Genomic DNA, 22,802 nt, shown 5'->3' on the forward strand with positions numbered 1-22,802 from the left:
GCGCCGGGCCGCTCCCAAGCGGCCTCGGCACCCTCGCGGAGGGTGGCGCCCCGCAGGGGTGCCGGGTGCACCAGTTAAATCGTGCCCAGCGACATCGCCTCGGCCAGCGCGGCATGCAGGCGCACCGGGTCGATGGGCTTGGTGAGGAAGTCGTTCATGCCGGCGGCCAGGGCCTGTTCGCGTTCGGACACCAGGGCCGCCGCGGTCAGCGCCAGGATGGGCAGGGCGCGGGCGTCGAACTGTTCGCGCAGCACACGGGTGGCCTCGTGGCCGCTCATCACCGGCATCTGCACGTCCATCAGCACCGCATCGAACAGGCGGCCCTGGGCCGCGGCGCGGCGCACGGCCTCCACCGCCTCGCGGCCGTTGCCGGCCTGCTCCACCTCCACACCCCAGCGCTCCAGCAGGGCCACGCCGATCATCATGTTGACCGGGTTGTCCTCCACCATCAGCACCCGGCGACCGGCCAGCGGGCTGCTGGTGTCCAGCGGGCCGAAGGCCGAGGGTGCGCCGTCGTCCTCGCTGGAGGGCAGGGGCAGTTCCACCCAGAAGGTGCTGCCCTGGCCGGGCTGGCTGTGCACGCCCACCTCGCCGCTCATCAGCGTGGCCAGCTCGCGGCAGATGGACAGGCCCAGCCCGGTGCCGCCGTAGCGCCGGGTGGTGGATTCGTCACCCTGGGTGAAGGGCTGGAACAGCCGTGCCTGCGTCGCCCGGTCGATGCCCGGGCCGGTGTCCACCACCTCGATGCGCAGGCGCGCGCCGCTGGCCAGCGGATCGGGCGTGCCGTTGCGCAGCGCGCGCGCGGGCCGCGCGCGCAGGCTCACGCTGCCGGTGGCGGTGAACTTCAGCGCATTGCTCAGGAAGTTGCCGACGATCTGGCGCACCCGCACCGGGTCGCCCAGCACGCGCTGGGGCAGTCCGCCGTCGATGTCCAGGTGCAGCGTCAGGCCGCGGGCTTCGGCCGGGGCCAGGCTGCCGCGGTGCAGGTTGCCCAGCAGCGCATGCAGGTCGAAGGGCACGGTCTCCAGCCGCAGCTTGCCGGCTTCCACCTTCGACAGGTCGAGGATGTCCGAGATGATGGCCGACAGCAGCTTGGCACTGTCGACGATCTGGTCCAGATACTGGCCGCGGCGGTCGTCGTCCAGGTCGGGCTGGCGCGCCAGCCGGGCCAGGCCCACCAGGGCATTGAGCGGCGTGCGGATCTCGTGGCTGGTGTTGGCCAGGAAGGCGCTCTTGGCCTGGCTGGCGGCTTCGGCCTCGTCACGGGCCTTGGCCAGCGCGGCTTCCACGCCGCGGCGCTCGGTCACGTCGTCGGCGATCCAGATGGTGCTGCCGCCGTTCGGGTGGTGCGGGTCTACCGCGCGGGCCAGCAACCGGCACAGGAACATGCTGCCGTCATAGCGGCGCATCGGCGCCTCGTATTCCACCTGCTCGCCGCGCGCCAGCGCCGGGCCGATGGCGCGGCCCATGGCGGCATAGGCGCTGTCGTCGGGCCACACGGCGCGGCCGGGCGTGCCCACCAGCTTGCCGCGCGGCCAGCCGAACATCTGCTCGAAGCGCGGGTTGGCCAGCAGGAAGGTGCGGTCGCGGGTGAGGGCGATGCCGATGGAGGCGTTCTCGAGGATGGCCTCACGTTCCAGCCGCGCGCGTTCCACCACCGTCACGTCGCGGGCGTTGAGCACCAGGTATTGCCGCCCGTCCATCATGAAGCGCGCCGCCGAGACCTGCATGTCCAGGTGCTGGCCGTGCTTGGTGCGGAAGTGGGTGGAGACGTCGCGCACCACCGGCGCATGCTGCAGCGCGTCCACGATGTGGGCCCGGTCCTCGGGCCGCACCCAGATGCCCAGGTCCAGCGCGCTGCGGCCGATCACCTCGTCCATCGAATAGCCGGTCAGCCGCACGAAGGTGTCGTTGACCATCACGTAGCCGCCGCCCAGCTCCGACAGCGTGATCACGTCCGGGCTGGTGGCCACCAGGTGCGACAGCAGCGCCTCGGAGCGGCGCACCGCCTCCTCGGCGCTGCGGCGCTCGGTGTCGTCCAGGAAGCTGGACAGCGTGGCCGGTTCGCCGTCCGCCTCCACGCCCACGCCGGCCACGCGCACGGTGCGCTGGCGGCCGTCCTGGGTGTGCAGCGTGTATTCGGCCGGCGACAGATGGGGATTGCCGGGCATCGCCTCGAGCGACGGCGGCGCGCCGGGGTCCTCGCCGTCGGCCAGTGTCAGCGCACCGAACACGTCCTGGCCCAGCATCGAGGCCACGTCGGGGTAGCCGAACAGCGCGGCCGCCGCGGGGTTGGCGTCCAGCACGCGGCGCTGGCGGTGCAGCAGCAGCGGCGAGGGCAGGCGGCTGAACAGTTCCTGGTAGCGCACCTCGGTGGCCACCAGCGCGGCGCGGGCGCGCATGTCTAGCGTCACATCCCGCGAAACGCCCCAGTACCCGACGAAGACGCCACGCGCATCGAAGCGGGGCTCGCCGCTCAGCACCTCGTGGCGCAGGCTGCCATCGGGCTGCTGCTCGCGCACATGCACCTCGCGGAAGGCACGGCGGGCCTCCAGGTCGGCGCGCAGCGCGTCCAGCACGTCTTCGTCGAACAGGCGGCCTGGCACCATCCACGGCGGGCACAGCGGCGGCGGCAGCACCGGCAGGAAGCGGTGGTCGGGGTTGCGCATCGACAGGTGCACGATGCGAAAGCTGGTGTCCAGCTCCCAGTAGGCGTCGGCGGCGATGCCCAGCAGGCCCAGGAACCGCTGCTCACGTTCGGCGCTGGCGCCCACGTGGTGGCGCAGCACCCGCGCCAGCAGCGTGCCGCAGGCCAGGCCGGCGGCCAGCAGCAGCCACTGGTTCAGCAGCCGCCGCAGCAGCGGCATGTCGGCCACCGCCGTGGCGCCGGCGATCCACTGCTGGTGCTCGGCCCAGGCCAGGAAGGCGATGGACAGCGCGCCGCCCAGCGCCACCACGGCGCCCCGTCGCACCGTGGAAATGGCGCAGGAGGTGCAGGTCAGCAGGCTGTAGAAGCCGATGGCCGCGCTGTTGACGCCCCACTGGAAGATCAGGCTGGTGAGCGTGATCAGCACCACCGTGCCCAGGGCCACCGGCATCACGGCCAGGTCGATCACCGGGCCGCGTTGGCGCTGCAGCAAGGCGCCGGCCATGGCCAGCAGCACGAAGCCGCCGGCCAGCGGCCCCCGCTGCCACAAAGGGCCGGGCTGGGCGAGCAGCAGCAGGGCGGCTGCGGCCACGGCGCCCGCGCCCACGGTGCCGTAGAAGTAGCGCGCCACCAGCGCGCGCACCGAAGGCAGCGGATCGGCCAGGGGAGAGGCGTTCACGCGGTGCGGGCCCGGGGTGAAGCGCGGAGAGTCATGCGGCGTTGCCGCGCTGTCAGGCCGCGGGTTGCGACCGTGCCGCGTTCAAGGTGTCTCGGGTGGCCAGCGCGGCCGCCCGGGCCGCGGTGGCGAAGTCGTCCCCGCGCGAGGCGTACAGCACCGCCCGCGACGATGAGACGATGATCGGGCCATCGGGCCGCCAGCCGGCGCGCACCGTGGCTTCGGCATCGCCGCCCTGGGCGCCGACGCCGGGAATCAGCAGCGGCAGGCCGGGCGCCAGCTCGCGCACGCGGGCCACCTCGGCCGGGAAGGTGGCGCCCACCACCAGACCCAGCTGACCGTTGGCGTTCCAGGGGCCGGCCGCCAGGCGGGCGATGTGCTCGAACAGCAGCTCGCCGCTGGCCAGGCGCTGGGCCTGCAGGTCGCTGCCGCCGGCGTTCGACGTGCGGCACAGCAGAATGGCGCCGCGCCCTTCGTAGCGCAGGTAGGGCTCGATGGAATCGAAGCCCATGAAGGGCGACAGCGTGACCGCATGGGCCTGGTAGCGCTCGAAGGCCTCGCGCGCGTACTGCTCGGCGGTGGCGCCGATGTCGCCGCGCTTGGCGTCCAGGATCACCGGCACCGTGGGCGCCACCTGGCGGATGTGGGCGATCAGCCGTTCCAGCTGGTCTTCCGCGCGGTGGGCATGGAAGTAGGCGATCTGCGGCTTGAAGGCGCACACCAAGTCGTGCGTCGCGTCGACGATGGCGGCGCAGAAGTCGAAGATGCGGCTGGCGTCACCCGCCCAGGCGCCGGGAAAGCGGGCCGGGTCCGGGTCCAGGCCCACGCAAAGCATCGAATCCTGGGTGTGGGCGGCCTGCCGCAGCGCTGAGACAAAGTTCATCCGCTGATTCTAGGCAGCCCATGTTGCTGCCCGGCAAGGGACGTAGGGGGCAGCGAGTTCAGATTCGCTTGGCCAGCTCGGCCGCCTTGCCGGTGTAGCCGCCAGGGGTGAGCGCCAGCAGCCGGGCCTTGTCGGCCTCGGGGATCTCCAGCGTGGCGACGAACTGCTGCATCGCCTCGCGGGTGATGCCCTTGCCCCGGGTCAGCTCCTTCAGGCGCTCGTAGGGGTTGGGCAGCGCGTAGCGGCGCATCACGGTCTGGATGGGCTCGGCCAGCACTTCCCAGGCGGCGTCCAGGTCGTCGGCCAGCGCCGGCTCGTTCAGCTCCAGCTTGTCCAGGCCGCGCTGCAGGCTGTCGTAGCCCAGCAGCGCATAGCCCAGCGCCACGCCCATGTTGCGCAGCACGGTGCTGTCGGTCAGGTCGCGCTGCCAGCGGCTGATCGGCAGCTTCTGGCTCAGGTGGGTGAGCAACGCGCTGGCCAGGCCGAAGTTGCCTTCCGCGTTCTCGAAGTCGATCGGGTTGACCTTGTGCGGCATCGTGGAGCTGCCGATCTCGCCCGCCTTGGTCTTTTGCTTGAAGTAGCCCAGCGAGATGTAGCCCCAGACGTCGCGCGCCCAGTCGATCAGGATGGTGTTGGCCCGGGTGACGGCGTCGAACAGCTCGGCCATCCAGTCGTGCGGCTCGATCTGGATGGTGTAGGCGTTGAAGGTCAGCCCCAGCTGCTGCTCCACCACCTGGCGGGCATGGGCTTCCCAGTCGTGCTCGGGCCAGGCCGACAGGTGCGCGTTGTAGTTGCCCACCGCGCCGTTCATCTTGGCCAGCGGCTGCACCTCGGCGATGCGCGCGCGGGCATTGCGCAGCCGCGCCACCACGTTGGCCACTTCCTTGCCCACGGTGGTGGGGCTGGCGTTCTGGCCGTGGGTGCGGCTGAGCATCGGCACGTCCGCGAACTGGCGGGCCATGCCGGCCAGCTTGTCGATGATGCGGTCCAGCGCCGGCAGCATCACCTCGTCGCGCGCGGCCTTGAGCATCAGCGCATGGCTGGTGTTGTTGATGTCTTCGCTGGTGCAGGCGAAGTGGATGAACTCGCTGGCGGCTTCCAGCTCGGCCTGGCCGGCGATGCGCGACTTCAGCCAGTACTCCACCGCCTTCACGTCGTGGTTGGTGGTCTTCTCGATGTCCTTGATGGCCTGGGCGTCTTCTTCCGAGAAGCGCACCACCAGGCCACGCAGCAGCCCGCGCGAGGCTTCGGTCAGCGGCTTGAACTCGGCGAAGCCGGCGTCCGACAGCGCGATGAACCACTCCACCTCGACCTGCACCCGCCGGTGCATCAGCCCGAACTCGGACAGCAGCGGGCGCAGCGCCGCCACCTTGGGGGCATAGCGACCATCGAGCGGGGACAGGGCGGTGAGGGGGGAGGGCGTCATGGTGAGACGGCGGGCGAGGACGCCCTTTGCAAAAAGGGCGCTATTTTAGGCGGCCGGCCTGCTCGAACCGCCGCACGCGCTCGGCGTCGTCCGGGTGGCTGGACAGAGCGATGCCCAGCAGCGTGACCGGCCTGCGGGACGTGTCCTCGCCCAGCGCCGTGAACAGGCGGCGCATCTGCGCGGGGTCCTGGCCCTCGGCCAGCAGCGTGCGGATGGCTTCGTCATCCGCCTCGCGCTCGGCGTCACGCGAATAGCCCATCTGCAGGGCCGTCACCGTCAGCGCACTGGTCACGCCGCTCACGTCACCGATGGCCATGGCCACCGCCACGGCCAGCAGCGAAGCCTGCACCACGGTGCGCATGCCATGCCGGTGGGCCACATGTCCCAGTTCATGGCCGAACATCCCCACCAGCACCGGTTCCCCGTGGTCGGCATCCTGCTCGAAGGCCTGCACCATCTGGTCGGTGACGACGATGGTGCCCCCGGGCAGCGCCAGTGCATTGGCGCCCAGCTTCGGGCTGTGGCGGAACAGAACGCGGTGCGGGGGCGGTGGCTGCGGCGCATGCGTGGCCTGGGCCGCCTCGCGAAAGCGTGAGAGCCACCGCCGTTGCGTGCTCTCCGGCAGCAGGGAAGGCGCGAACACCTCATCTTCCAGCGCTGTCAGCAGCTGGTCGCCCACCTGCGCGTCGACGGTTTGCGGCAGCACGGCCACAGTGACCCTGGCCGCCGCAGGCAGGCCCCACAGGTAGGCGCTGACGCTGGCGCCGATCAGCAGCAGGCTGGCGACGACAACACCGCGCCAGCTCTGCTGGGAGCGCACGACCAGGGAATCGCCGGCCCCGAGACTGCGGCGCCATCGATCCCATGCGAGTGCATCGCTCGCGTGCAGCCTGGCACCGTTGGGCAGGTCCGCGTGGCGCGAGCCGTGACGCTGGCGCTCCGACCAGCGAACCGCCGCCAGCGCCACGTGAAGCGTGTCGAAACTCGCTTCCCCGGCCGGACGGATGACGAGTTCGCCGGCCTGGACCTGGACGAGGGCCTCATGTGCGCGTGCGCTGCGGCCGTCGAAGTACTGCGCGGCCAGGCCATGCGTCGGCGCGGTTGGGTGGGGCGCCGCCGTCACAAGCCCATGTCGATGCCGAAGGCATCGACGCCCGCATCGCCCGTGGCGTGTGCACTCCCGCCGCGTTGGCTGGACACCATTGCATCCACATCGGTGAAGAGTTCGGCGGACACCGCCTCCAAGCGCAGCCGCGCCAAAGCCACCTGCGCGAAAGGCCAGTAGAGGCCGAGCGAGAGCACCGTCAACAGCGCGTTCTTCATGTAGAGCGTGAGCGTGGGCAGGAACCCCAGCCGGCTTTGAAAGCGAATCTGGTCGCTTCCAGCGCGGCCCCACACGATGTTCTGCATGCGGCTGGCGTAATAGGCCTTGCCCGAGCACACGGCCAGCAGGTAGCAAAACGCCAGGACTGCGGCGGTCCACCATGCGGTGGACTCCAGTGCCTGCGGCGTGAACATCTGTTGCATGCCTTCGTCATCGGACGTTGCGGCGGTGAGCAGCATGACGGTGATCACCAGCACAGCGGGCACCGTGGCCAGCGTGGACACCCCGGCGGTGCCGACCAGTGCGCCGTAAAACGCGCTCGCACCGGCTTTCATGCGGACCCCGACGCCCGCGAAGGCCGCATGCTCCATGCGATAGCGCGCTTGCCGGTGCCACCACAGCGGGACGACGCCCAGCATGATCAGCATCGAGAGGGTCAGCACTGCAAGAAAGGGGACGCCCTCGAGGCCGTTGGTATAAGAGGCCGACGACACGGCGGCGGAGGCGACGATGGTCAACACCACCACGCCCGCAAAGGCACCGAGGATCGGCCAATGGCTCCGGTAGGCTTGAGCCATCGTCCCGGTGAAGCCAAACCGCAGGCCCCGCCAGCTGGTGTGGGTGAGACGGAAGCGCAGGGCGGACCGCAACAGGGCCGGCATCGCCGCCAACGCGGCCAGCGTCATCAGTGCTTGCAGCCCTGGAGATACACGGCCCACGAAGACGTAGGCCAGCAGGAAGGCCGCCACCAGCAAGGTGCCCTTGAGCATCTGGATGGGTTGGCCGTGGAACCCCATCGGATGGCCGCCGACGAGGGTGTTGCCGTGGAAGTAGCGCAGGCGTCGCGCCTTGGCCCAGGGGTGGTAGAGGCCCAAGGTCAGGATGGTCAGCAGCAGGTTGACGATCCAGATGCGGAAGTATTCGCTGCCGGAGCCGGTGAAGCGGATGTGCAGGGGCTGGCCTGCGGAAGTCGGGTTGGTCATGAAGTCCTCGTTCGTCAAGAGGTCGCGACGGACTGCATGGCGGTCGCAAGCCGGAAGACCAGTTCTCGGCAGGAGGAACAACACTTGCATGGTGCCTATTCACCCTGCTACTTTTCGCCACCTTTCGTTGGAGTGCCCGATGTCATCTGTCCTGCGCCGCACTGTTCTCACCCTGCTGGCCTGCGCTGCAGCCGCCGCCGCCTCGCCAGCTTTGGCGCAAGCGAAGATGAAAGTGGCCGCCATCTACACCGTCCCGGTGGAGCAGCAGTGGGTCAGCCGCATCGACAAGGCGCTGAAGGCGGCCGTCGCCCGCGGCGAGGTGGAGTACGTGTTCAGCGAGAACGTGGCCAACGCCGACTACGAGCGGGTGATGCGCCAGTACGCCGAGCAGGGCAACGTGCTCATCGTCGGCGAATCGTTCGCGGTGGAGGCCGCGGCCCGCAAGGTGGCCAAGGACTACCCCAAGGTGGCCTTCCTGATGGGCAGCAGCGGCAAGCCGCAGGCGCCCAACTTTTCGGTGTTCGACAACTACATCCAGGAGCCGGCCTACCTCACCGGCATGATCGCCGGCGGCATGAGCAAGAGCGGCAAGATCGGCCTGGTGGGCGGCTACCCCATCCCCGAAGTCAACCGGCTGATGAACGCCTTCATCGAAGGCGTGAAGGAGGTGAATCCCAAGGCCACCTTCACCGTCAGCTTCATCAACAGCTGGTTCGACCCGCCCAAGGCCAAGGAAGCCGCCTTCGCGATGGTGGACAAGGGCGTGGACGTGCTGTATGCCGAGCGCTTCGGCGTCAGCGACGCGGCCAAGGAGCGCAAGGTGCTGGCCATCGGCAACGTGATCAACACGCAGGACAAGTACCCCGAGACGGTGGTGGCCTCCGCCCTGTGGCACATGGAACCCACCATCGACGCCGCGCTGGCCGCCGTCAAGGCCGGGCAGTTCAAGGCCGAGGACTACGGCAAGTACTCGCTGATGAAGGTCAAGGGCAGCGAGCTGGCGCCGCTGGGCAGCTTCGACGCCAAGCTGCCCGCCGACCTCAAGGCCAAGGTGATGGCCAAGCAGCAGGCCATCCTGGACGGCAAGTTCACGGTGAAGGTGAACGACGCGGCGCCGAAGACCAAGTAACGGCGCCAAGTGACGGGTCATTCGCAGCCGGTGCTGCAGCTGCAGGGTATCTCCAAGCGCTTCGGCGCGCTGGTGGCCAACGACGACATCACGCTCAGCCTGCACCGTGGCGAGGTGCTGGCGCTGCTGGGCGAAAACGGAGCCGGCAAGAGCACGCTGGTGTCCATCCTGTTCGGCCATTACGTGGCCGACAGCGGCACGGTGCAGGCCTTCGGCCGCCCGCTGCCGCCCGGCGACACACGCGCGGCGCTGCAGGCCGGCATCGGCATGGTGCACCAGCACTTCACGCTGGCCGACAACCTGAGCGTGCTCGACAACGTGATGCTGGGCACCGAACCGCTCTGGCAGCCCTTCTCGCGCCGGGCCGCCGCCCGCGCCGCGCTGCTGGACACGGCGCGCCGCTTCGGCCTGGTGGTGGATCCGGACGCGCGGGTGGGCGACCTGTCGGTGGGGGAGCGCCAGCGGGTGGAAATCCTCAAGGCGCTGGTGCCCTTCGGCCGCCGGGCGGGGGCGCGGGTGCTGATCCTCGACGAGCCCACCGCGGTGCTGACGCCGCAGGAGAGCGAATCCCTCTTTGCCACGCTGAAGCAGCTGGTGGCCGAGGGCCTGGCCGTCATCTTCATCAGCCACAAGCTGGACGAGGTGCTGCGCGTGAGCGACCGGGTGGCGGTGCTGCGCGCCGGCCGCCTGGTGGCCACGCTGCCCACGCGCCCTGATGCCGCCAGCGGCCGGCCGCCGCTGACCAAGGCCGAGCTGGCCGAGCTGATGGTGGGCCGCCGCGTGCCGCCCGCCACCCGGGCGCCACGCGAGCGGGGCGCGCCGGTGTGCGAACTGCAGGCCGCGGTGGTGACGGATGCGCAAGGCCGCCGCCTGCTGGACGGCGTGGACCTGACGGTGCATGCCGGCGAACTGGTGGCGATTGCCGGCGTCTCGGGCAACGGCCAGCAGGCGCTGGCCGACCTGCTGTGCGGGCTGCACCGGCTGACGGCCGGGCAGCTGCGCCTGGCCGGCCGGGCTCTGCCGGCACGGTCACGCGCCTTCGTGCAGGCCGGCATCGCCCGTGTACCGGAAGACCGCCATGCCGCCGGCGTGGTGGGCGACCTGCCGCTGTGGGAGAACGCGGTGCTCGACCGCTATGCGCAGCCAGCCTTCCAGCGATTCGGCCTGCTGCGGCGCGGCCGCATGCGGGCGCATGCGCAAGACCTGGTGCAGCGCTTCGACGTGCGCGGCCTGGAAGCCGGCGGGCTGGACACCGTCACCCGGCGGCTGTCGGGCGGCAATATGCAAAAGCTCATCCTCGGGCGCGCGCTGGCCGCCAATGGCGAGGCGGTGCCGCCCTTCATCATCGTCAACCAGCCCACCTGGGGCCTGGACATCGGCGCGGTGGCCTATGTGCACCAGCAGCTGCTGGACGCCTGCGCCCACGGCGCCGCGGTGCTGGTGATCAGCGAAGACCTGGACGAGGTGCTGGCGCTGGCCGACCGCATCGCGGTGATGCACCACGGCCGGCTCACCCCGGCCCGGCCCACCGCCGACTGGACGCTGCAGCGCATCGGCCTGGCGATGTCTGGCCAGGAGACCGAACATGTCTAGACAAGCCTGGCCGCTGCGCTTCGAGCGCCGGGCCGAGCCCTCGCGCGGCTGGCAGCTGGCCGCGCCCTTCGTGGCCGTGGCCTTCACGCTGGCGGTGGCTTCGCTGCTGGTGGCCTGGGCCGGCGCGCCGGTGGGGCGGGCCTATGCGCTGCTGATCGAAGGCGCCTTCGGCTCGCGCTTTGCGATCACCGAGACGCTGACCCGTGCCACGCCGCTGATCTTCACCGGGCTGGCGGCGGCGGTGGCCTTCCGCGCGCGGCTCTTCAACATCGGCGCCGAGGGGCAGCTGTATGCCGGCGCGCTGGCGGCGGTGGCGGTGGGTGGCCTGCACGACGGCACCGGCTTCGAGCTGGCCACCTGGCTGCTGTTCCCGGCCATGATCGCCGCCGCCATGCTGGCCGGCGCGCTGCTGCTGCTGGGCCCGGCGCTGCTGAAGTCGCGGCTGGGCGTGGACGAGGTGGTGACCACGCTGCTGCTCAACTTCATCGTGCTGCTGTTCGTCTCGATGATGCTGGACGGCCCGATGAAGGACCCCACCGCGATGGGCTGGCCGCAGAGCGTGGCGCTGCAGGACACGCTGCAGCTGGGCAAGCTGATCGAGCGCAGCCGCGTGCACACCGGGCTGCTGGCCGCGCTGGCGCTGGCGCTGGCCTTGTGGCTGCTGCTGCAGCGCACCGCCACCGGGCTGGAGATCCGCGCCGTCGGCGCCAACCCGCGCGCGGCGGCGTTTGCCGGCATGCCGGTGGGCTGGGTCACGGTGAAGGTGGCGCTGATGTCGGGCGCGCTGGCGGGCCTGGCCGGTGCGGTGGAAGTGGCCGGCCGCACCAGCTACGTCACGCTGGACATGTCGCCGGGCTATGGCTACAGCGGCATCGTCATCGCGATGCTGGCGGGCCTGAACCCGCTGGGCGTGGTGGTGGCCGCGGTGTTCGTGGCCGGCATGCTGGTGGGCGCCGACAGCATGAGCCGCAGCGTGGGCGTGCCCACCTACATCGCTGACGTGATCGTGGCCGTGAGCCTGATCGCCATCCTCGTCACCAGCCTTCTGGCGCAATACCGATGCAGGCGCTCCTGAGTTCCATGGCCGAGCTGCTGGCTTCGGCGCCCTTCTGGGTGGCGGTGCTGCGCATCGCCACGCCCTTGCTGCTGGGCACGCTGGGCGTGCTGCTGTGCGAGCGGGCCGGCGTGCTGAACCTGGGCATCGAAGGCATCATGGTGGCCGGTGCCTTTGGCGGCTGGCTGGCGGTGTACCAGGGTGCGCCGCTGTGGGGCGGTGTGCTGGCGGCGGCGGTGGTGGGCATGGTCTTCGGCCTGCTGCATGGCTGGCTGACGGTGAAGCTGGCGCTGTCGCAGCATGTCTCGGGCCTGGGCATCACGCTGCTGGCCACCAGCCTGGCCAGCTATGCCTACCGGGTGAGCTTTCCGAAGGTGGACAGCCCGCCCACCATCACGCCCTTCGCGCCGATGGAATGGCTGCCCGTGCCGGTGCTCAACCAGCAGACGCCGCTCACGCTGCTGGCCCTGCTGCTGGTGCCGGCCGTGGCGGGGGTGCTGATGCGCACGCCGCTGGGCCTGGCCATCCGCATGGTGGGCGAGAACCCGTCGGCCGCGGAAGGGCAGGGGCTGTCGGTGGCGCGGCTGCGCATCGGGGCGGTGGTGGCCGGCTCGGCCTTGATGGGCGTGGCCGGTGGCTTTCTCACGCTGGCGGCCTTCAACGCCTTCTACTTCAACATGGTCAACGGCCGCGGCTGGGTGTGCGTGGCGCTGGTGGTGTTTGCGTCATGGCGGCCGGGCAAGGCCTTGCTGGGTGCGCTGCTGTTCGCCTTCTTCGACGCCTTGCAGCTGCGGTTGCAACAGGCCGATGGCGGCGCCGAGGCCGCGCTGGCCCTGCCTTACCAGCTGTACCTGATGCTGCCCTATGCCATGGCCATCGTGGCGCTGGTGGTGGTGGCGCGCCGCGCCGCCTACCCGCAGGCCTTGATGAAGCCCTACCGCAAGGGCGAACGTTGAAGCCGCGCCACACCGCACACACAGCGCCCCGCGTACGATGGTCCGCAGCGTGTTGATTCCAGATCCAGCCCTTCGGAGAGCCTGAGATGAATGCATCGACCAGCGAGCCCGCCCGGCACATCCGCCTGACCTCGCACCCCGGCCAGCAGGGCCCCACCGGGGCGCCGCCCATCCAGTGGGGCGCGGCCGATGCGCTGGCCCGCGGGCCCATCGTGGGCAGCACCACCAGCCGGGCACAGCGCAACGTCATCGGCACCCACAGCGGCGGCTACGGCGTGTACCGGGCGCTGGCGGTGGCCGCCGGCAACCTGGTGCGTGGCCACCGGGCCGACCTGACCAACACCGCGCCGACGGACGACATCGGCCCCTACCCGCAGTGGTCCGATGCCGAGAAGATCGTCTCCATCGACCCCTGGGGCGCTTCGGTGCAGTCGGTCTATGCCGACTACCTGGCGCGCGGCTACGACATCCGGCCCACCATCGCGGTGACCAAGGCCCATGTGCACCTGCCCGAGGTCAAGCAGGCCATCGCCTTCCAGCGGCTGCAGCCCGATGGCAAGTTCCTGCTGGAAGACGGCTCCGCCGTGGTCACCAAGGTGGCGGTGGAGCCGGTGTGGTGGCTGCCGGGCGTGGCTCGGCGCTTCGGCGTCAAGGAGTCTGACCTGCGCCGCGCGCTGTTCGAAGAAACCGGCGGCATGTACCCCGAGCTGGTGACGCGCAGCGACCTGGAGGTGTTCCTGCCGCCCATCGGCGGGCAGACGCTGTACGTGTTCGGCGACATCCGCGACCTGGCCAACCCGATGGTCACGCTGACGGCCCGGGTGCACGACGAGTGCAATGGCTCCGACGTCTTCGGCTCCGACATCTGCACCTGCCGGCCCTACCTCACGCATGCCATCGAAGAGTGCATCCAGGGCGCGCAAAAGGGCGGCGTGGGCCTGATCGCCTACAGCCGCAAGGAAGGCCGGGCGCTGGGCGAGGTGACCAAGTTCCTGGTCTACAACGCCCGCAAGCGGCAGGAGGGCGGAGACCGCGCCGACAAGTACTTCCTGCGCACCGAATGCGTGGCCGGCGTGCAGGACATGCGCTTCCAGGAGCTGATGCCCGACGTGCTGCACTGGCTGGGCATCCGCAAGATCCACCGGCTGGTGAGCATGAGCAACGACAAGTACGACGCCATCACCGGCAGCGGCATCGAGGTGGGCGAGCGCGTGAAGATCCCCGATGCGCTGGTGCCGGCCGATGCCAAGGTGGAGATCGAGGCCAAGATCGCCGCCGGTTACTTCACCGATGGCGGTGTGATGACCGAGGCCGACCTGGCGCAGGTGAAGGGGCGTGGCCTTGTCTGAGGTGGCTGACGCATCGACCCTGGCCGCGGTGCAGCAGCTGCGCCAGGCCGCCACCATCCGCGAGCGTTGCGCCAACATTGCCCGCGCGGTGGAGGCCGGCCGCTCGCGGCACTTCACGCTCGATCCGCGGAAGCTGGACGCGGTGGCCGACCGTGTGGCCGCGCTCACGCGCAGCCGCTTTCCGAACGGGGGCATTCCGTACCACAGCCGCTGGCGCCACTTCGAGGCCGGCGGCGTCGACCGCAAGGCCGAGATGGATGGGCTGCTGGCCGGCCGCAGCGCGGCCGAGGTGGCGCGCGCCCGCATCGACCTGGCCCTGGTGAGCGTGCTGCTGGACGCGGGTGCCGGGCCGCAGTGGTCCTACGCCGAAGTGCTGCCCGGCGGCGCTGCCGGCGGCCACTACAGCCGCTCGGAAGGTTTGGGCGTGGCCAGCTTCCGCGCCTTCCAGGCCGGCGCGTTTTCGTCGGACCCGGCCGAGCCGCTGCGGGTGGATGCGCGGGCGCTGCAGTCCATCGATGCCACGCGCCTGGCGGCGGTGTTCCAGGTGAGCGACACCAACCCACTGGTGGGCCTGGACGGCCGCGCCGCGCTGCTGCGCCGGCTGGGCGAGGCGCTGGCCGAGCAGCCCGCCTGGTTTGGGCCCGAGGGTCGGCCCGGCCGCCTCTTCGACCTGCTGCAGCCAGGCGGCACGGTACAGGCCGCGGCCATCCTGCAGGTCTTGCTCGATGCCTTCAGCGGCATCTGGCCCAGCGGGCAGCGCTTCGGCCCGGCGCAGCTGCCGGTGGGCGATGCCTGGCCGCATGCGCTGGCCGGCGGCACCGGGCCGGGCGCCGGCTGGGTGCCGTTCCACAAGCTCAGCCAATGGCTCAGCTATTCGCTGCTGGAGCCATTTGAGTGGGCCGGCGTGCCGGTCACGGGCCTGGACGCGTTGACCGGCCTGCCCGAGTACCGCAACGGCGGCCTGCTGCTGGATGCGGGCGTCATCATCCCGCGCGACACCGGCTTTGCCGACCGGCCCCGCCGGCCCGACGAGGCCTGGGTGATCGAGTGGCGGGCGCTGACCGTGGTGCTGCTGGACGAACTGGCCCCGCGGGTGCGTGAGCGGCTGGGCGTCACCGCCGAGCAGATGCCGCTGGCCTGCGTGCTGGAAGGCGGCACTTGGCAGGCCGGCCGCCAGATCGCGGCCGAGCTGCGCCCCGGCGGCGGCCCGCCGGTGCAGATCGACAGCGACGGCACGTTGTTCTAGCGTCCACCCCCAAGCTCGCTGGCGCTCGCGCCCCCCGGCACATGCTTTGCGTCAACCCGCAGGCGCGGGGCCGCATTGACATGGCGGCCTGGCCAAGCAAGGTCGGCCGCAAAGCGCCACAATTGCTGCAGTGCAGCGTAGAAGCGCTGGCGTCAAGGACCGTGCAAATATGCACCGTGTTGGCGCGCAGGGGCCACCCCTGGCGGTTCAGCCGCCAGTCCGGTGTCCGAAGGTGATTCCAAGGCGTCGGCTGGGGCCGCGCCCGTCCACACAAGAGGGTTGTTTCCATGAGTTCGCGCATCGCCTACGTCACCAGCGGGATGGGTGGCGTCGGCACTGCCATCTGCCAAGCCCTGGCGCGCAGCGGCCACACCGTGGTGGCCGGCTGTGCGCCGGATTCGCCGCGCCGCGCGGCCTGGCTGGCGGCGCAGAAGGCGCTGGGTTTCCATTTCATCGCCTCCGAAGGCGATGTGACCGACTGGGCCAGCACCACCCGCGCCTTCGGTGCGGTGCAGCGCGAGCTGGGCCCGATCGACGTGCTGGTGCACAACGCCGGCCGTTCCTGCGAACGCCACTTCCGCGACATGGCGCCCAGCGACTGGCAGGCGGTCATCCGCGGCAACATCGATTCGCTGTTCAACGTCACCAAGCAGGTGGTCGACAGCATGATGGAGCGCCGCTTCGGCCGCATCGTGCTGATGGCCTCGCTCACCGGCGGCCAGGGCCGCGTGCGCGAGGTGAACTACGCCACCGCCAAGGCCGCGGCCCAGGGCTTCACCCGCTCGCTGGCGCAGGAGCTGGCGCCGCACGGCATCACCGTCAACACCGTGTCGCCGGGCCACATCGCCGGGGCCGGCGCGCGCACGCCGCCGCCCGACGTGCTGCAGCAACTGGCCGCCGCCACCCCGGTGCGCCGCCTCGGCCGGCCCGAGGAAGTGGCCAGCCTGTGCAACTGGCTGGCGTCGGACGATGCGGCGTTCATGACGGGGGTCGATTTCCCGGTGAACGGTGGCGCCCTAACGGGTCGATAAGACCCACGGCTGCTCCCCGGTGCGGGCCGCGGCATCATCCCCGCATGCCGTTCATCCCGCCGCTCCACCACGACCGTTTCGACTATCTGCCGATCACCCGGCGTGCGCTGCCCGATTGGCCGGGCGGTGCGCGGCTGGCGGTGTACATCGGCTTCAACCTCGAGCACTTCGCCTTCGGCGAAGGCCTGGGTGCGCGGCTGGCGCCGGCGCTGCCCAACCAGCCGGACGTGCTGAACTACGCTTGGCGCGAGTACGGCAACCGCGTGGGCGCCTGGCGTTGCCTGGAGCTGTTCGAGCAGCTGCAGTGGCCGGTGGGCGCGCTCATCAACACCTCGCTCTACGACCACTGCCCCGAGCTGGTGGCGGCCTGCGTGCAGCAGGGCCATGAGCTGATCGGTCACGGCCACACCAATGCCGAATGCCAGGGCCACCTGCCCGAAGGCGAAGAACGCGCGCTGCTGCAGCACTGCCGCGAGCGCATGCTGCGCGAAAGCGGCGTGGCGCCGGCCGGCTGGCTGTCGCCGTGGATCTCGGAAAGCGCCCTCACGCCCGACCTGCTGGCCGAGACCGGCTACCGCTACACCCTCAACTGGTGCCATGACGACCAGCCGCTGCCCATGCGCACCCGCGGCGGGCAGCCGCTGTGGTCGGTGCCCTACCCGCAGGAGCTGAACGACATCCCCGCCATCGTGGCGCGGCAGATGGATGCACCGGCCTTCGCGCAGATGATCATCGACCAGTTCGACGAGATGCTGCAGCAGGCCCAGGCGCAGCCGCTGGTCATGGGCATCGCCCTGCACCCGTACCTGGTGGGCCAGCCTTACCGGCTGCGGCACCTGCGGCGCGCGCTGCAGCACATCGCGGCCCACCGCAGCCAGCTCTGGCTGACCACGCCCGGCGCGATCGCGCAGCACGTGGCGCGGTAGGCCGGGCGCCCGGCACGTGGCTTGCGTGCAGGCGCGGCCACGATGTCGTGGTCTGCCGTCCTCCCCGCAGCCGGCGCCGGCCGGGTGGCCGACGTCTGGCGTGATCGACTGAGCCTGTTGCTGGAATCCACCGGCGAAGGCATCTTCGGCATCGACCTGGCCGGTTGCTGCGTGTTCGTCAACCGCAGCGCGGCGCAGCAGCTGGGCTGGCCGGCCGAGCAGGTGCTGGGCCGCAACATGCACGAGCTGATCCACCACACCCACCCGGACGGCGCCCACTACCCCGAAGAAGCCTGCCCCATCTTCAACGCCTTTCGCCAGGGCCTCCCCTGCCGGGTGGACGGCGAAGTGCTGTGGCGCGCCGATGGCAGCGCCTTTCCGGCCGAGTACTCCAGCTACCCCATCCTGGACGACGGCCAGGTGTGCGGCGCGGTGGTCACCTTCGTCGACATCAGCGAGCGCAAGCAGGCCGAAGAGCTGCTTCGCCGCACCAACGACGCGCTGGAAACCCGTGTGGCCGAGCGCACCGCCGAGCTGAGCGCGGCCCTGGCCCAGCTGCGTGAGCTGGCCAACCACCTGGAGTCGGTGCGCGAAACCGAGCGCAAGCGCATCGCCCGCGAAGTGCACGACGAACTGGGCTCACTGCTGGTGGCGCTGAAGATGGACGTGGACTGGCTGGGCAAGCGCCTGGCGCCGCTGGCCGACCGGCCCGAGCTGCAGTGCAAGTGCCACGGCATGGGCCGCCTGATCGACACCGCGGTGGACAACGTCGGCCGCATCATCACCGACCTGCGGCCCAGCATCCTCGACCACCAGGGTCTGTGGGCCGCGCTGGAATGGCAGGCGCAGGAGTTCATCGAGGCGGCCGAGCTGCGCAGCGACCTGCAGTTGCATGTGGCGGCCGGCGTGGCGCCGCCGGAAGGCGGCGTGGCCATCGCGGTGTTCCGCATCTTCCAGGAGATTTTGAGCAACATCGCCCGCCATGCGCAGGCCACGCACGTGCACATCCGCATCACCGTGGACGACCCGCCCGAGCCGGTGCTGTACCTGGACGTGCGTGACGACGGCATCGGCGCGCCGCCGCAGGCGCTGGCCGATGCGCGCAGCTACGGCGTGCTGGGCATGCGCGAGCGGGCGGCGCACTTCGGCGGCCGGCTGGTGATCGACAGCGCGCCGGGCCAGGGCACGCGGGTGCGGCTGGTGATGCCGCTGGGCACGGAGGTGTCGCCATGATCCGTGTGCTGGTGTGCGACGACCATCAGATCGTGCGCCAGGGCATCAAGCAGATCCTGGCCGACGCCGACGACATCGGCTGGGCCGGCGAGGCGGCCAACGGGCCCGATGCCATCGCCCAGGTGCGGCGCGGCGGCATCGACGTGCTGCTGCTGGACATCGCGATGCCGCAGCGCGACGGGCTGGACGTGCTCAAGCAGCTGAAGGCCGAGTTCCCCAAGCTGCCGGTGCTGATGCTCAGCACCTACCCCGATCGCCAGTACGCGGTGCGCAGCCTCAAGCTGGGCGCTTCCGGCTACCTGAACAAGAGCGCCGATTCCGAGCAGATGATCGACGCCATCCGCACCGTGGCCCGCGGCCGGCTGTTCATCACGCCCAGCGTGGCCGAGCAACTGGCCGGCGCGGTGGGGGCCGGCCGCGGTGCCGACGACGAACTGCCGCTGCATGAGCGGCTGTCGCACCGCGAGTACCAGGTGTTCCGCCTGCTGGCCACCGGTCACAGCGTGGGCGAGATCGCCGAGCAGTTGGCGCTGGCACCCAACACCGTGAGCACCTACCGCGCCCGCATCCTGGACAAGACCGGCGTGCGCAACGACGTGGAGCTGGCCTTGTACGCGGTGCGCCACCAGCTGCTGACGTAGGGCTGGCACTACAGCAACTGCCCGGCCTGATCGATGGTGCGGGCGGCGAGGGCTTCCTAGCATGGACGGCATCCGATCCTTGCAGGAGTGACCGATGAGCCCAGGCCTGGACCCGTACGACGCCGACCGCCCGCTGCGCCTAGGCTGCGCCTGCGGCCAGCATGGCTCGGCCGACGAGCATGTGCAGGCCAAGGCCGCGGTGGCCACGCTGCAGGCGCGCAGCGAGAGCGAAGACTTCGTGGCCCGCGCCAATGCCTTCATCGAGGCCGCGGTGGTCAAGGCGCTGTTTCCGCAGGACGCGGTGCGCCGCCGCTTCCTGCGCGCGGTGGGCCGCTCCACCGCCATGGCCGCCATCGGCAGCGTGCTGCCGCTGGCCAGCCTGCAGGCCATGGCGCAGGACAAGGCTGCGCTGGAGAAGAAGGACCTGAAGATCGGCTTCATCCCCATCACCTGCGCCACGCCGCTGATCATGGCCCACCCGCTGGGCTTCTACAGCAAGCAGGGTTTGAACGTGGAGGTGGTCAAGACCGCGGGCTGGGCGCTGATCCGCGACAAGATGCTCAACAAGGAGTACGACGCCACCCACTTCCTGAGCCCGATGCCGCTGGCCATCAGCCTGGGGGCGGGCTCCAACCCGGTGCCGATGCGGGTGGCCACCATCCAGAACACCAACGGCCAGGCCATCACGCTGGCCAACAAGCACAAGGACAAGCGCGACCCGCGGCAGTGGAAGGGCTTCAAGTTCGCGGTGCCCTTCGAGTACTCGATGCACAACTTCCTGCTGCGCTACTACGTGGCGGAGGCCGGGCTGGACCCCGACCGCGACATCCAGATCCGCGTGGTGCCGCCGCCCGAGATGGTGGCCAACCTGCGGGCCGGCAACATCGACGGCTACCTGGGCCCCGACCCCTTCAACCAGCGCGCGGTGTATGAAGAGATCGGCTTCATCCACCTGCTGACCAAGGACCTGTGGAACGGCCACCCTTGCTGCGCCTTCGGCACCTCGGCCGAGTTCATCCAGAAGAACCCGAACACCTTTGCCGCCTTGTTCCGTGCGGTGATGACCTCGGCCGCGATGGCGCGCGAGGCCAAGAACCGAGAGCTGATCGCCAAGGTGATCGCGCCGCAGGCCTACCTGAACCAACCCGAAACGGTGATCGCCCAGGTGCTCACCGGCCGCTTTGCCGACGGCCTGGGCAAGGTGCAGAGCGTGCCCGACCGAGCCGACTTCGACCCCATGCCCTGGCAGAGCATGGCGGTGTGGATCCTCACGCAGATGAAGCGCTGGGGCTACGTGAAGGGTGAGGTCAACTACAAGCAGCTGGCCGAGCAGGTGTTCCTGCTGACCGACGCCAAGAAGACCATGGCCGCGCTGGACATGCAGCCGCCGGCCGGGGCGTACCCCAAGTTCACCATCATGGGCAAGGTGTTCGACCCCGAGAAGCCGGAGGCCTACGTGTCCAGCTTCGCGATCCAGCGGGCCGCGTGATGCGCAGCCTGAACCTGCGCGCGGCGCTGCTGTCGCTGGCGCTGCTGGTGCTGCTGCTGGCGGTGTGGCAGGTGGCCACGCTGCCTTCGGGCGGCAGCCCGGCACCGGCCGCCGCCAGCATGACGGCCGAGGAGATCGAATACGCCAAGCTGCTGGGCAAGGACCCGACCGCAGGCGCTGCGCCGGCAGCCGCCAGGTCGGGCTTTCCCACGCCGGCGCAGATGGCAGCCGCCGCGTGGGCGCAGCTGGCCAGCCCCTTCCACGACCATGGGCCCAACGACAAGGGCATCGGCCTGCAGCTGGCGCATTCGCTGGGCCGTGTGGCGCTGGGCTACCTGTTCGCGGCCGCGGTGGCGGTGCCGCTGGGCTTTGCCATCGGCATGAGCCCGCTGCTGTACCGCGCGCTCGATCCGTTCATCCAGATCCTGAAGCCCATCTCGCCGCTGGCCTGGATGCCGCTGGCGCTCTACACCATCAAGGACTCGTCGATCAGCGGCATCTTCGTGATCTTCATCTGCTCGGTGTGGCCGATGCTGATCAACACCGCCTTCGGCGTGGCCGGCGTGCGGCGCGAGTGGCTGAACGTGGCCCGCACGCTGGAGGTCAGGCCGATGCGGCGCGCACTGGAAGTCATCCTGCCGGCGGCGGCGCCCACCATCCTCACCGGCATGCGCATCAGCATGGGCATCGCCTGGCTGGTGATCGTGGCGGCCGAGATGCTGGTGGGTGGCACCGGCATCGGCTACTTCGTGTGGAACGAGTGGAACAACCTGTCGCTGCCCAACGTGATCTTCGCCATCCTGGTCATTGGCGTGGTGGGCATGCTGCTCGACCTGATGTTCGCCAGACTGCAGAAAGCCGTGACCTATGCAGACTGACCTCATCCAGGTGCAGGGCCTGGCCAAGACCTACCCTGGCGCCCCGGAGCCCGTGTTCGACGAAGTCAACTTCGACATCCGCCAGGGCGAGTTCGTCTGCATCATCGGCCACAGCGGCTGCGGCAAGACCACCATCCTCAATGTGCTGGCGGGGCTGGAACAGGCCAGCGAGGGCGTGGTGCTGATGGACGGCCGCGAGATTGCCGGCCCCAGCCTGGACCGGGGCGTGGTGTTCCAGGGCCATGCGCTGATGCCGTGGCTGACGGTGCGCCGCAACATCGCCTTCGCGGTGCGCAGCAAGTGGCCGGGCTGGAGCGCCGCGCAGGTGAACGAACAAGTGGAAAAGTTCGTGCAGCTGGTGGGCCTGGGCGCGGCCATCGACAAGAAGCCCTCGCAGCTGTCGGGCGGCATGAAGCAGCGCGTGGGCATCGCGCGGGCCTTCGCCATCCAGCCACGCATGCTGCTGCTGGACGAGCCTTTCGGCGCGCTCGATGCGCTGACCCGCGGCACCATCCAGGACGAGCTGCTGCGCATCTGCGCCGAGACGCGGCAGACCGTCTTCATGATCACGCACGACGTGGACGAGGCCATCCTGCTGGCCGACCGCATCTTGCTGATGAGCAACGGCCCGCGGGCCCGCGTGGCCGAGGTGGTGGTCAACACCATGCCGCGAGGCCGGCAGCGCGCCACGCTGCACCACGACCCGCAGTACTACCGCATCCGCAACCACCTGGTCGATTTCCTGGTGGCGCGCAGCCAGCACCTGTCGCATGGCCGCGCGCCGGCCCGGCCGCCCGAGGTGCGGCCCGGCCTGCAGGCCGAGCCCGACCCCATCCCATCGGCGGACGCCAAGGTCACGCCATTCACACCCCGCAGCAAGGAGCAAGCCGCATGAGCCGCATGGAAGTCACCGAGAAGATCGTCGCCACCAAGGTGGCCCAGGGCCTGAAGTGGTCCGACGTGGCCGCCAAGGTGGGCCTGAGCAAGGAGTGGGTGACCGCCGCCTGCCTGGGCCAGATGACGCTGAACGCCGAGCAGGCCGCCGTGATCGGTGAGATCTTCGGCCTGACCGAGGCCGAGCAGCGCTGGCTGATGGTGGTGCCCTACAAGGGCAGCCTGCCCACCAGCGTGCCCACCGATCCGCTGATCTACCGCTTCTACGAACTGGTGAGCGTGTATGGCACCACCTTCAAGGAATTGATCCACGAAGAGTTCGGCGACGGCATCATGAGCGCCATCGACTTCAAGATGGACCTGCAGCGCGAAGCCGACCCCAAGGGCGATCGTGTCAGCATCACGATGAGCGGCAAGTTCCTGCCCTACAAGACCTACTGAAAC

At 70.2% G+C, this 22,802-nt stretch carries 19 protein-coding genes; 14 read left to right on the forward strand and 5 right to left on the reverse strand.

Annotation, left to right across the window (positions count from 1 at the left end; all coding sequences use genetic code 11):
• Positions 1–74: 74 nt before the first annotated feature.
• The 5 genes from MW290_RS15460 to MW290_RS15480 are packed head-to-tail and all read right to left on the reverse strand — an operon-like array spanning position 75 to position 7,939.
• Positions 75–3,326, reverse strand: a complete 3,252-nt coding sequence (locus MW290_RS15460) for a PAS domain S-box protein (RefSeq protein WP_250198618.1) — start codon at positions 3,324–3,326, stop codon at positions 75–77.
• Between the two features lie 52 nt (positions 3,327–3,378).
• On the reverse strand, positions 3,379–4,206 hold the full coding sequence (pyrF, locus tag MW290_RS15465; RefSeq protein ID WP_250198619.1) for an orotidine-5'-phosphate decarboxylase: 828 nt from the start codon (positions 4,204–4,206) through the stop codon (positions 3,379–3,381).
• Positions 4,207–4,264: 58 nt separating this feature from the next.
• Positions 4,265–5,632, reverse strand: coding sequence for an adenylosuccinate lyase (purB, locus tag MW290_RS15470; protein WP_250198620.1), 1,368 nt, complete (start codon positions 5,630–5,632; stop codon positions 4,265–4,267).
• Between the two features lie 40 nt (positions 5,633–5,672).
• Complete coding sequence (locus tag MW290_RS15475) at positions 5,673–6,755, reverse strand: M48 family metallopeptidase (RefSeq protein WP_250198621.1); 1,083 nt, start codon at positions 6,753–6,755, stop codon at positions 5,673–5,675.
• Positions 6,752–7,939: a YjgN family protein gene (locus MW290_RS15480; protein ID WP_250198622.1), complete on the reverse strand. Its 1,188-nt coding sequence runs from the start codon at positions 7,937–7,939 to the stop codon at positions 6,752–6,754. The genes MW290_RS15475 and MW290_RS15480 overlap by 4 nt, the downstream gene beginning before the upstream one ends.
• 139 nt (positions 7,940–8,078) lie before the next feature.
• On the opposite strand from MW290_RS15480, the gene MW290_RS15485 reads away from it, so the two are divergent.
• The 14 genes from MW290_RS15485 to cynS all read left to right on the forward strand — a co-directional run bounded on the left by MW290_RS15485 (position 8,079) and on the right by cynS (position 22,799).
• On the forward strand, positions 8,079–9,068 hold the full coding sequence (locus tag MW290_RS15485) for a BMP family protein (RefSeq protein ID WP_250198623.1): 990 nt from the start codon (positions 8,079–8,081) through the stop codon (positions 9,066–9,068).
• Between the two features lie 9 nt (positions 9,069–9,077).
• Entirely contained in the window at positions 9,078–10,661 is a 1,584-nt protein-coding gene (locus MW290_RS15490; protein ID WP_250198624.1) for an ABC transporter ATP-binding protein, read from the forward strand.
• Positions 10,654–11,736 (forward strand): ABC transporter permease, encoded by a 1,083-nt coding sequence (locus MW290_RS15495; RefSeq protein WP_250198625.1) that lies wholly within the window; start codon positions 10,654–10,656, stop codon positions 11,734–11,736. The genes MW290_RS15490 and MW290_RS15495 overlap by 8 nt, the downstream gene beginning before the upstream one ends.
• Positions 11,721–12,671 (forward strand): ABC transporter permease, encoded by a 951-nt coding sequence (locus tag MW290_RS15500; protein ID WP_375142909.1) that lies wholly within the window; start codon positions 11,721–11,723, stop codon positions 12,669–12,671. The genes MW290_RS15495 and MW290_RS15500 overlap by 16 nt, the downstream gene beginning before the upstream one ends.
• Positions 12,672–12,757: 86 nt before the next feature.
• On the forward strand, positions 12,758–14,020 hold the full coding sequence (locus MW290_RS15505; RefSeq protein ID WP_250198626.1) for a GTP cyclohydrolase II: 1,263 nt from the start codon (positions 12,758–12,760) through the stop codon (positions 14,018–14,020).
• On the forward strand, positions 14,007–15,266 hold the full coding sequence (locus tag MW290_RS15510) for a URC4/urg3 family protein (RefSeq protein ID WP_310740146.1): 1,260 nt from the start codon (positions 14,007–14,009) through the stop codon (positions 15,264–15,266). The genes MW290_RS15505 and MW290_RS15510 overlap by 14 nt, the downstream gene beginning before the upstream one ends.
• A gap of 287 nt (positions 15,267–15,553) precedes the next feature.
• Positions 15,554–16,297: an SDR family oxidoreductase gene (locus MW290_RS15515; protein WP_250198628.1), complete on the forward strand. Its 744-nt coding sequence runs from the start codon at positions 15,554–15,556 to the stop codon at positions 16,295–16,297.
• 44 nt (positions 16,298–16,341) lie between these two features.
• The gene (locus MW290_RS15520; protein WP_250198629.1) at positions 16,342–17,223 is read left to right on the forward strand and encodes a polysaccharide deacetylase family protein; all 882 of its coding nucleotides are present in this window, start codon (positions 16,342–16,344) and stop codon (positions 17,221–17,223) included.
• A 42-nt stretch (positions 17,224–17,265) separates the two neighbouring features.
• Positions 17,266–18,456 carry a sensor histidine kinase gene (locus MW290_RS15525; RefSeq protein ID WP_250198630.1) on the forward strand — a complete coding sequence of 397 codons (1,191 nt, stop codon included), beginning with the start codon at positions 17,266–17,268 and terminating at the stop codon, positions 18,454–18,456.
• Positions 18,453–19,097: a response regulator gene (locus MW290_RS15530; RefSeq protein WP_250198631.1), complete on the forward strand. Its 645-nt coding sequence runs from the start codon at positions 18,453–18,455 to the stop codon at positions 19,095–19,097. The genes MW290_RS15525 and MW290_RS15530 overlap by 4 nt, the downstream gene beginning before the upstream one ends.
• A gap of 94 nt (positions 19,098–19,191) precedes the next feature.
• Complete coding sequence (locus tag MW290_RS15535) at positions 19,192–20,586, forward strand: CmpA/NrtA family ABC transporter substrate-binding protein (RefSeq protein WP_250198632.1); 1,395 nt, start codon at positions 19,192–19,194, stop codon at positions 20,584–20,586.
• Complete coding sequence (gene ntrB / locus MW290_RS15540; protein ID WP_250198633.1) at positions 20,586–21,464, forward strand: nitrate ABC transporter permease; 879 nt, start codon at positions 20,586–20,588, stop codon at positions 21,462–21,464. The genes MW290_RS15535 and ntrB overlap by 1 nt, the downstream gene beginning before the upstream one ends.
• On the forward strand, positions 21,454–22,359 hold the full coding sequence (locus tag MW290_RS15545; protein WP_250198634.1) for an ABC transporter ATP-binding protein: 906 nt from the start codon (positions 21,454–21,456) through the stop codon (positions 22,357–22,359). The genes ntrB and MW290_RS15545 overlap by 11 nt, the downstream gene beginning before the upstream one ends.
• Entirely contained in the window at positions 22,356–22,799 is a 444-nt protein-coding gene (gene cynS / locus MW290_RS15550) for a cyanase (protein WP_250198635.1), read from the forward strand. Before MW290_RS15545 ends, cynS begins: the two co-directional genes overlap by 4 nt.
• Positions 22,800–22,802: the final 3 nt, after the last annotated feature.

Origin of the sequence: Aquincola tertiaricarbonis, assembly GCF_023573145.1 — a bacterium.
GTDB lineage: Bacteria > Pseudomonadota > Gammaproteobacteria > Burkholderiales > Burkholderiaceae_C > Aquincola > Aquincola tertiaricarbonis_B.